This window comes from Thauera phenylacetica B4P, from assembly GCF_000310225.1.
GTDB classification, from domain to species: Bacteria; Pseudomonadota; Gammaproteobacteria; order Burkholderiales; family Rhodocyclaceae; genus Thauera; species Thauera phenylacetica.
Genome location: NZ_AMXF01000150.1, coordinates 1 through 9,976 on the forward strand (window position 1 = coordinate 1; position 9,976 = coordinate 9,976).

General features: G+C 70.7%; 8 protein-coding genes. 1 reads left to right on the top strand and 7 read right to left on the bottom strand.

Features of this window, described 5'->3' with window-relative positions:
* A partial coding sequence (locus C667_RS15960) for a DUF748 domain-containing protein (protein ID WP_004369359.1) occupies positions 1-2,644 on the top strand: 2,644 nt, incomplete at its 5' end.
* Positions 2,645-3,120: 476 nt separating this feature from the next.
* Here the strand turns inward: C667_RS15960 and sufT are convergent.
* Genes sufT through C667_RS15995 form a run of 7 tightly spaced genes read right to left on the bottom strand, consistent with a single transcriptional unit; the run spans position 3,121 to position 9,664 of the window.
* Positions 3,121-3,690, bottom strand: coding sequence for a putative Fe-S cluster assembly protein SufT (gene sufT / locus C667_RS15965; protein WP_004369361.1), 570 nt, complete (start codon positions 3,688-3,690; stop codon positions 3,121-3,123).
* Positions 3,691-3,711: 21 nt separating this feature from the next.
* Positions 3,712-4,176: a Fe-S cluster assembly sulfur transfer protein SufU gene (sufU, locus tag C667_RS15970; protein WP_004369363.1), complete on the bottom strand. Its 465-nt coding sequence runs from the start codon at positions 4,174-4,176 to the stop codon at positions 3,712-3,714.
* Positions 4,173-5,456 carry a cysteine desulfurase gene (locus C667_RS15975; RefSeq protein ID WP_004369364.1) on the bottom strand — a complete coding sequence of 428 codons (1,284 nt, stop codon included), beginning with the start codon at positions 5,454-5,456 and terminating at the stop codon, positions 4,173-4,175. The genes sufU and C667_RS15975 overlap by 4 nt, the downstream gene beginning before the upstream one ends.
* Complete coding sequence (sufD, locus tag C667_RS15980) at positions 5,453-6,856, bottom strand: Fe-S cluster assembly protein SufD (RefSeq protein WP_004369367.1); 1,404 nt, start codon at positions 6,854-6,856, stop codon at positions 5,453-5,455. Before sufD ends, C667_RS15975 begins: the two co-directional genes overlap by 4 nt.
* On the bottom strand, positions 6,853-7,638 hold the full coding sequence (gene sufC / locus C667_RS15985; RefSeq protein WP_004369369.1) for a Fe-S cluster assembly ATPase SufC: 786 nt from the start codon (positions 7,636-7,638) through the stop codon (positions 6,853-6,855). The genes sufD and sufC overlap by 4 nt, the downstream gene beginning before the upstream one ends.
* A gap of 20 nt (positions 7,639-7,658) precedes the next feature.
* Complete coding sequence (gene sufB, locus C667_RS15990; protein ID WP_004369371.1) at positions 7,659-9,149, bottom strand: Fe-S cluster assembly protein SufB; 1,491 nt, start codon at positions 9,147-9,149, stop codon at positions 7,659-7,661.
* The gene (locus tag C667_RS15995; RefSeq protein WP_004369373.1) at positions 9,149-9,664 is read right to left on the bottom strand and encodes an SUF system Fe-S cluster assembly regulator; all 516 of its coding nucleotides are present in this window, start codon (positions 9,662-9,664) and stop codon (positions 9,149-9,151) included. Before C667_RS15995 ends, sufB begins: the two co-directional genes overlap by 1 nt.
* Positions 9,665-9,976: the final 312 nt, after the last annotated feature.

Genomic DNA, 9,976 nt, shown 5'->3' on the forward strand with positions numbered 1-9,976 from the left:
CGCGCAGGCGGGCGAGGGCGCCACGGCGCCAGCCGCCGGCGCGGACGGGAAGACGTCGGCGGATGCGGGCGCCGCGGCCCCGGCCGCGCCGGACTTCCTGCTCGCGCTCACGCGCATCCGCGACGGCGTGCTGCGCTTCGAGGACCGCAGCCTGGCCGAGCCCTTCCGCGCGCGCATCGAGGCGATCAACCTCGACATGCGCGACCTCGCCACCGAGGGCGAACTGCCGGCCGAGATCCGCCTCGACTACGTCAGCGACGCCGGCGAGAAGTTCACCCACGAGGACGTGCTGCGCCTGTCGCCTTTCCAGTATTCCGGCAGCCTGCAGTTCGACTCGATCCGCCTGCCGCGCTATGCGCCCTACCTGGCGGCGGCGATGCCCGGCGCCTCGATCGGCGAGGGCAGCCTGAGCGGTGGCGCGCAGTACCGCGTGACCCTCGGCGAGGACGGCGCACCGGCGGTCGAGGTGAGTGCCGAGGCGCTCGCGCTGCGCGACTTCGCGCTGCTGCTCAAGGGCGCGAAGACCCCGGCGCTGAGCCTGCCGGCGCTCGACGTGCGCAGCGCCACGGTCGACCTCGCCGGGCGCAGCGTGCGCATCGGCGGCGTCGAGCTCAAGGGCGCGGCGGTGTCGGCGGTGCGCGCCAAGGACGGCGAGTTGGACCTCGTGAAGGCGCTCGTGCCGCCGCCGGCGAAGGGCGCCGCGCCCGCGCCCGCGGCGAAGGGGAAGGCCGAGCCGGGCTGGGTGGTCGCGGTGGACAAGCTCGCGCTGCGCGGCGCCTCGGTGCGCCTGGACGACCGCAGCGTGGCGCGGCCGGTGGTGACCACGCTGGAAGGCATTGACTTCGAGCTCGACGGCTTCTCCACCGAGAAGGGCGACGCCGTCCAGTTCAAGCTCGACTCCATGCTCAACAAGCGCGGCAAGGTGGCGGCCTCGGGGCCGCTCACCATGGCGCCGCTCAAGGCCGATCTCGCGCTCGACCTGCGCAACGTCGACCTGCTGCCGCTGCAGCCCTACGTGCTCGAGCAGACCAAGATCGCCATCTCGCGCGGCAACCTCACCACCAAGGGCCGCCTCAAGCTCGACACCGACCGCCGCGGCAAGCTGCTCGCGAGCTTCACGGGCGACGTCGGGGTGGCGAACTTCGCCTCGGTCGACCGCTTGAACGCGACCGACTTCCTGCGCTGGCGCACGCTCGCGATCGGCGGCATCGACGCGCGCCTGGAGCCTTTCTCGCTCGGCGTCAGGCGCGTCGCGCTCGACGACTTCTACACCCGCCTCATCCTCGACAACCAGGGCCGCCTGAACCTGCGCGAGATCGGCGGGGTCAAGGGCGAGCCCGAGCCGGCCGCGAAGCCGGCCGTCGCGGTGGCCCTGACGACGGAGTTCGAGCAGGGCGAGGTGCAGGGCGAGGTGCCCGCAGAAGGCCAGCGCACCGCCCCGGTCGCGCCTCCGGGCCCGCCGCCTCCGCCGGTGCGCATCGACCGCATCGAGCTCAAGCGCGGCAACGTCGCCTTCAGCGACCGCTTCATCCGCCCCAACTACGACGCCAACCTGACCGGCCTCGCCGGCACCATCACCGGCTTTTCCACCACCTCGGACAAGCTCGCCAAGGTGGACATCACCGGCAAGGTCGACAAGAGCGCGCCGCTGTCGATCACCGGCGAGCTCAACCCCTTCCGCCAGGACGCCCACCTCGACATCCTCGCCTCGGTGAAGGACTTCGAGCTCACCGGGCTGTCGAGCTACTCGGGCAAGTACGTCGGCTACGGCATCGCCAAGGGCAAGCTTTCGGCCGAGCTCAACTACAAGATCATCGAGCGCCAGCTCACCGCGACCAACCGCATTTTCCTCGACCAGCTCACCTTCGGCGACGCGGTGGAGAGCCCGGACGCGGTGAACCTGCCGGTGCAGCTGGCGGTGTCGCTGCTCAAGAACAGCCGCGGCGAGATCGACCTGAACCTGCCGGTGAGCGGCACGCTCGACGATCCGCAGTTCAGCGTCTTCGGGCTGGTGATGAAGATGCTGTTCAACCTGATCGGCAAGGCGATCACCTCACCCTTCGCGCTGCTCGGCTCGGCGCTCGGCGGCGGCGAGGAGCTCTCGCAGCTCGACCTCGCTGCGGGCACGGCCTCCCTGGGCGAGGCGGAGCAGGGCCGGCTGAAGACGCTCGCGCAGGCGCTGGTCGATCGGCCCGCGCTGCGTCTGGACGTCGTCGGTCGCGCCGACCCCGCCACCGACCTCGACGGCCTGCGCCAGGCCGCGCTGGCCAACGCGGTGCGCGCGCAGAAGCTCAAGGCGATGATCGCCAAGGGCCAGGCCGCGCCCTCGCTCGAGGAGGTCGAGGTGGGCGAGGCGGAGTACGCCGAGCTGCTGAAGAAGGCCTACCGTGCCGCGGACTTCAAGAAGGAGCGCAACCTGGTCGGCATGGTCAAGGACATCCCGGTGCCCGAGATGGAAGCGCTGCTGCGCGCCAACGCGCAGGTCGGCGACGACGACTTGCTGGGGCTCGCCCGCGCACGCGCGCAGGCCGTGCGCGATTGGCTGGCAGGAGAGGGCGGCGTGCCCGGGGAGCGCGTCTTCGTGCTCGAGCCCAAGGTCGAGGCGCTGGGCGAAGGCGGCGAGGTGCAGTTCTCGCTGCGCTGAACGTCGGCGGCATTCGCGCCTGCCGGCGCTCCTACATAAACCGTCGCGCTTCGGCGTTGGTGCATGGATCGACGCACTTGCCGCCCCTGTAGGAGCGGCGGCCGCCGCGAATGGGGCGTGTCGGGGGCGACGGGCGTTGGCGGGGCGGATGCGCCGCTTTCGCGCCTGCCGGCGCTCCTACATAAACCGTCGCGCTTCGGCGTTCGTAAATGAACCGTCGCGCCTCGGAGGTGGTACATAAACCGTCGCGCTTCGGCGTTGGTACATGGACCGCCGCGCTTCGGCGTTGGTACATGAACCGTCGTGCTTCGGCGTTGGTACATGAACCGTCGCGCTTCGGCGTTCGTACATGGACCGTCGCGCTTGCGGCGTTGGCACATGCACCGTCGCACTTGCGGCCCCTGTAGGAGCGCCGGCAGGCGCGAATGGGGCGTTGCGGTGGCGATTGGGGTCGGCGGGGCGGCGACGGGTGACCCTCAGAACATCCCCATCTCCAGCCGCGCCGCCTCGCTCATCATCTCGCGGCTCCACGGCGGGTCCCACACCAGCGTGACCTCGGCCTCGGCGACGCCGGGGATCTGCAGCAGCTTGTCGCGCGCCTCGTCGGCGATCAGGGTGCCCATGCCGCAGCCGGGCGCGGTGAGGGTCATCGCGGCGGCGATGCGGAACCTGCCGTCGGGCAGCGCCTCCGCGGTGCACGCATACACCAGGCCGAGATTGACGATGTCGATCGGGATCTCGGGGTCGTAGCAGGTGGCGAGCTGCGCCCAGGCCGCCTGCTCGATGCTTTCGGCGGTCTGCTCGCCGTCCGCAGCGACAGGTGGGGCGGCGGCAAGCTGCGGCTCCAGGCCGAGCGCGTCGGCGTTGCGCTCGTCGATGCGATACAGGTTGCCCCCGCACATCACCGTGATCGAGCCGCCCAGGCGCTGGGTCACCAGCGCGTAGGATCCCTCGGGGAGCGTCTCCGCCTTGCCCCAGGGCACGCTCACCGCCGCGCAGTCGCGCTGCAGCACGCGGGAATCGGTTTCGCCGTAGTGGTCGCCCATGATGTCCTGCTCCTCGAGGTCTTATTCGGTGTGTGCGGTCTCGTGCTCGCCGACGAGCGCGTTGTGCAGGGTGTGCCAGGCCAGCGTGGCGCACTTGACCCGCGCCGGGAACTCCTTGACGCCGGACAGCACCTCCAGCTTGCCGAAGTCGCGCGCCGGGTCGGCGGCCTCGCGGCCTTCGGTGAGCAGCGCATGCACGTCGCGGAACAGCGCCTCGACCTCGGCGACCGGCTTGCCCTTCACCGCCTCGGTCATCAGCGAGGCTGAGGCGGTGGAGATGGCGCAGCCGTGGCCGACGAAGCTCGCCTCGCGCACGACGCCGTCCTCGACCTGCAGGTACACCGTGAGCTGGTCGCCGCACAGCGGGTTGTGGCCGTCGGCGTGGTGGCTGGCAGCGGGCAGCGGGCGGTAGTTCCGCGGGTTGCGGTTGTGATCGAAGATCACCTCCTGGTACAGCTCGCGCAGCGAATCCTGCAGGTCGCTCATGCCGCTCTCCCTGTGCAGGGCGCTGTGCCGCCGCGCGTGCCGAACAGCGCCTGCGCCTTGTGGATCGCCGCGACCAGCGCGTCGAGGTCGGCCAGGCCGTTGTACAGGCCGAGCGAAGCGCGCGCGGTGCCGGGGATGCCGAAGCGCGTCATCAGCGGCATCGCGCAGTGGTGGCCGGCGCGGATCGCCACGCCTTCGGCGTCGAGGATGGTGCCGAGATCGTGCGGGTGGATGCCGTCGACCAGGAAGGACAGGATGCCCGCCCTGTCCTGCGCGGTGCCGACCAGGCGCACGCCGGGGATGTCCTGCAGCGCGCGTGTGCCGTAGTCGAGCAGCGCCTGCTCGTGGGCGTGGATGCGCGCGAGGCCAACGGCCTGGACGTAGTCGATCGCCGCGGCCAGCGCGATCGCGCCGGCGATGTTGGGCGTGCCGGCCTCGAAGCGCTGCGGCGGCGGGGCGAAGGTGGTGTTGTCGAAGGCGACGGTGCGGATCATGTCGCCGCCACCCTGCCACGGCGGCATGTGGCGCAGCAGCTCGGCGCGGCCGTAGAGCGCGCCGATGCCGGTGGGGCCGTAGAGCTTGTGGCCGGAGAAGGCGTAGAAGTCGCAGCCGATCGCCTGCACATCCACCGCCTGGTGGGCCACGGCCTGCGCGCCGTCGACCAGCACGACTGCGCCGACCGCGTGCGCACGCCGGGTCATCTCGGCCACCGGATTCACCGTGCCGAGCGCGTTCGACACGTGCGTGATCGCCAGCAGCCGGGTGCGCTCGCCGAGCAGGCCCTCGAAGGCCGCCATGTCGAGCTCGCCGTTGTCCTGCACCGGAATCACCTTGAGCACCGCGCCGGTCTGCTCGCACACGAGCTGCCAGGGCACGATGTTGGAGTGGTGCTCCATGGTGCTGAGCAGGATCTCGTCGCCCGCGGCGAGCCGCGGCCGGCCCCAGCTCTGCGCCACCAGGTTGATCGCCTCGGTGGTGCCGCGGGTGAACACGATCTCGTCGGCGCGCGCGGCGTTGAGGAAGCGCTGCACCGTGGCGCGCGCGCCGTCGTAGAGCTCGGTGGCGTGCTGCGACAGCCAGTGCACGCCGCGGTGGATGTTGGCGTTGGACTCGCGGTAGAAGCGCGCCTCGGCCTCGATCACCGCCGCCGGCTTCTGCGTGGTGGCGCCGTTGTCGAGGTAGGCGAGCCGCCGGCCATGCACCGGCCGCGACAGGATGGGGAAGTCGGCGGCGAGGTCCAGGATGGGCGTCTGCACGCCGGGTTCGCGCGGGGCGTTCACAGCAGTTCCTCCAGTCGGGCGCCCTCGGGCAGGCGTTCGAGCAGCGCGGCGCGGCCGAGCGCGCGCAGCGGCGCGTGGGCGATGCGCTCGAGCACTTCGGCGGCGAAGGCGTAGGTCAGCAGCTGGCGTGCGTGCACCGCATCGACGCCGCGGCTGCGCAGGTAGAAGAGGGCGTCCTCGTCGAGCTGGCCGATCGTGGCGCCGTGCGCGCACTTGACGTCGTCGGCGTAGATCTCCAGCTCGGGGCGGGCGTCGGCCTCGGCCAGGCGGGACAGCAGCAGGTTGTCGCAGCGCTGCATGGCGTCGGTGCGCTGGGCGTCCTGGGCGACCAGGATGCGGCCGGTGAACACGCCGCGCGCGCTGCCGTCGAGCAGGCCGCGGTAGAACTCGCGGCTGGTGCCCTGCGGGCGGGCGTGGTCGATGCGGGTGTGGTGATCGACATGGCGGCGGCCGTCGGCGTGGTAGAGGCCGTTCAACAGCGCCTCGGCGCCTTCGCCGGCGAGCCGGGTGCGGATGTCGTTGCGTGCCAGGCGCGCGCCGAAGGACAGCGAGTGCGAGGCGAACACCGCGCCGCGCGCCTGCTCGGCCTCGATCGTCGCCAGGTGGATGGCCTCGGGCGCCTCCTGCTGCAGCTTGAGGTGCGTGACGTGGCTGTCCTGCGCGGCGAGCACGCGGGTGACGGCGGTGGTCAGCGTGCTGCCCGCGGCGCCGGCCGGGTAGTGCTCGACGATGGTCGCCTGCGCGCCAGCCTCGGCGACGACGAGGTTGCGCAGGTGCTGGTCGGCGACCGTGGCACCGATGAAGACGAGGTGGATCGGGTGCTCGATAGCGATGCCGCGGCCGAGGCGGATCCAGGCGCCGTCGGTGACCAAGGCGGCGTTGAGCGCCTGGGGGGCTTCGCCATCGAGGGCGCTGCCGAAGGCGGCTTCCACCGTTTCGGGGCTCTGCTTCAGCGCATCGGCGAGGCTGCCGATGCGCGCGCCGCCGGGCAGCCCGCCGATCGCCGACAGCGCGGGGGCAAACTTGCCATCGACGAAGACCAGCCAGTGGTCAAGGTCCTGCGGGGCAGAGGCCGCAGCATTCGCGGTCGAGCCCGCTCCCACGACGCTGGCGACGCCTTCGTGCGTGCCGGCTTGCCCGCGAGACGCCGTGCGATAACGTTCGCGCAGCCGTGCCAGCACCGCCTCGGGTTTGTCGCTCGCCTCGGCCGCCAGCGCCTGCTGCCCCATGAAGGCGAGCGAGGTGTGGCGCCAGTTCTCGCGCCGCGTCGTCGGCCAGCCTTCGTCGGCGAAGCGGTCGATCGCGTCCTCGCGCAGGCGGACGAGCCAGGGCAGGTCGGCGCCGGGCAGCCTGGCGGCGGTGTCGCGATGGCGTCCGAGCCAGAAGTCGATCGCGCTCATGGCCGCGCTCCCGCCGACGCCCCGCCGGCCTTGCCGCTCTGCGCCGCGTCGATCCAGCCGTAGCCGTGCTCTTCCAACTCCAGCGCGAGCTCGCGCCCGCCCGAGCGCACGATGCGGCCCTGCGACAGCACGTGCACCTTGTCCGGCACGATGTAGTCGAGCAGGCGCTGGTAGTGGGTGATCACGATCATCGAGCGCTCGGGCGAGCGCAGGCGATTGACGCCCTCGGCGACGATCTTCAGCGCGTCGATGTCCAGCCCCGAGTCGGTCTCGTCCAGCACCGCGAGCCTGGGCTCGAGCAGCGCCATCTGCAGCACCTCGTTGCGCTTCTTCTCACCGCCCGAGAAGCCCTCATTGACCGAGCGGTAGAGGAACTCCTCCTTCATGCCGACCGCCTTCATCTCGGCCTTCACCCGCGCGAGGAAGTCCATCGCGTCGTATTCCGGCAGCCCGCGGTGGCGGCGCACGGCGTTGACCGCGGCCTTGAGGAAGTAGGCATTGGACACGCCCGGGATCTCGACCGGGTACTGGAAGGCGAGGAAGAGTCCGGCGCGCGCGCGCTCTTCGGCGGGCAGGGCGAGCAGGTCGGTGCCGTCCCAGTCGACGCTGCCGTCGGTGACGGTGAAGGTCTCGCGCCCGGCCAGCACCTGGGCGAGCGTGCTCTTGCCCGAGCCGTTGGGGCCCATGATGGCGTGCACCTCGCCGTCGGCGACCTCGAGGTCGAGGCCCTTGAGGATGTCCTTGCCGTCGATCGCGGCGTGCAGATTGTTGATTTTCAGCATCTCGATTCTCCTGTGGGTCCTTAGCCGACGCTGCCTTCGAGGCTCACGCCCAGCAATTTCTGTGCTTCCACCGCGAACTCCATCGGCAGTTCCTTGAACACCTCGCGGCAGAAGCCATTGACGATCATCGACACCGCGTCCTCGGCGCTGATGCCGCGCTGCATCGCGTAGAAGAGCTGGTCCTCGCCGATGCGCGAGGTGGTGGCCTCGTGCTCGACGTGGGCGGTCGGGTGGCGCACCTCGATGGTGGGGAAGGTGTGCGCGGCGCAGCGGTCGCCGATCAAGAGCGAATCGCACTGCGTGTAGTTGCGTGCGCCCTCGGCCTTGGGCGTGACCTTGACCAGGCCGCGGAAGGTGTTGCTGCCGCGCCCGGCCGAGATGCCCTTGCTGAGGATGGTGCTGCGGGTGTTGCGCCCCATGTGGATCATCTTGGTGCCGGTGTCGGCCTGCTGCAGGTTGTTGGTCAGCGCCACCGAGTGGAAGTCGCCCACCGACGAGTCGCCGCGCAGGATCACGCTCGGGTACTTCCAGGTGATCGCCGAGCCGGTCTCGACCTGGGTCCACGAGATGTGCGAGCGCGCGCCGCGGCAGTCACCGCGCTTGGTGACGAAGTTGTAGATGCCGCCCTTGCCGTCCTTGTCGCCCGGGTACCAGTTCTGCACGGTGGAATACTTGATCTTGGCGTCGGCGAGCGCGATCAGCTCGACCACCGCGGCGTGGAGCTGGTTCTCGTCGCGCATCGGCGCGGTACAGCCCTCGAGGTAGCTCACCGAGGCACCTTCCTCGGCGATGATCAGCGTGCGCTCGAACTGGCCGGTGTCGCGGGCGTTGATGCGGAAGTAGGTGGAGAGCTCCATCGGGCACTTGACGCCCTTGGGGATGAAGACGAAGGAGCCGTCGGAGAACACCGCCGAATTGAGCGCGGCGTAGAAGTTGTCGCCCGGCGGCACCACGGTCCCGAGGTACTGGCGCACCAGCTCCGGGTGCTCCTTCACCGCCTCGGAGAAGGAACAGAAGATCACGCCGTGCGCGCCCAGCTCCTTCTTGAAGGTCGTCGCCACGCTCACCGAGTCGAACACCGCATCGACCGCCACGCCGGCCAGGCGCGCGCGCTCGTGCAGCGGCACGCCGAGCTTCTCGAAGGTGCGCAGCAGCTCGGGGTCGACCTCGTCCAGGCTCTTGGGGCCGTCCTTCTTCGACTTGGGCGCGGAGTAATAGACGATGTCCTGGAAGTCGATCGCGGGAAACTCCACCGCGGCCCACTTCGGCGGCCTCATCGTCAGCCAGTGGCGGTAGGCCTCGAGGCGCCAGTCGAGCAGCCATTCGGGCTCGCCCTTGCGCGCCGAGATCATGCGGATGACGTCCTCCGACAGGCCCTTGGGCACGGTGTCGGTCTCGAGCGTGGTGACGAAGCCGGCGGCGTAGTCCTGTTCCAGGAAGGCGCCGATGGCATCGCCGCGGGAGGTGGGAGCGGGGGAGGTGGCGGCGGCCGAGGTGGGGGCGTTCATCATCAGATCTCCTGTTCGTCTGTGCGCGCGCCGGGGAGGCAGGCGGCGGCGCTGCGCGCGGGGCCGTGCATGCGGTGTTCGGTGGGGTGCGGGGCGGGGAAGGCGGCGCCGTGGCCGGGGTGGACCATGTCCGCGATGTTGACCGCCTGCAGCGCCTGGCGCACCACGGTGTTGATCCGCATCCAGTTCTCGCGGATGCGGCAGTCGGATTCGATCGCGCACACGCCGCTGCTCGAGCTGCACTCGGTGAGCCCGAAGGCCTGCTCCTCGAGCGCGTCGATCACGTCCGCCACGGTGATGCGGTTCGGCGGACGGGCGAGCGCATAGCCGCCATGCGCGCCACGCTGGCTGCTCACGAGCTCGTGGCGGCCGAGGGTCTTGAGTACCTTGCTGACCGTGGGCAGGCCCAGGCCGAGCGCCTCGGCAAGGCCGGCCGCGCTGTGCACGCGACCGGGGTGCCCGGCCATGTGGGTCAGGATCAGGGTGCCGTAGTCGGTGAGTTTGCTGATGCGCAGCATGGGAGCGTGCTCGCGGGGTTGGGTCGGAATTAAAAGTACCAAAACGGTACTGTATAGTCAAGCAGCGGAGCAGCCGCGAGCTGCCGGCAGCGCCAGCATGAGACCGACGCGGTTCGGGGGGTTGTAGGAGCGGCGGCCGCCGCGAATTCGGCGGCGGGGCTCGGTGGGCGTGCGGGTCGGTCACGCTGCATTCGCGCCTGCCGGCGCTCCTACAGGAGGCCGACGCGGCTCGGGGAGCTGTAGGAGCGGCGGCCGCCGCGAATGCGGCGGCGGGGCTGGGTGGGCGTGCGGGTCGGGACCGCTGCATTCGCG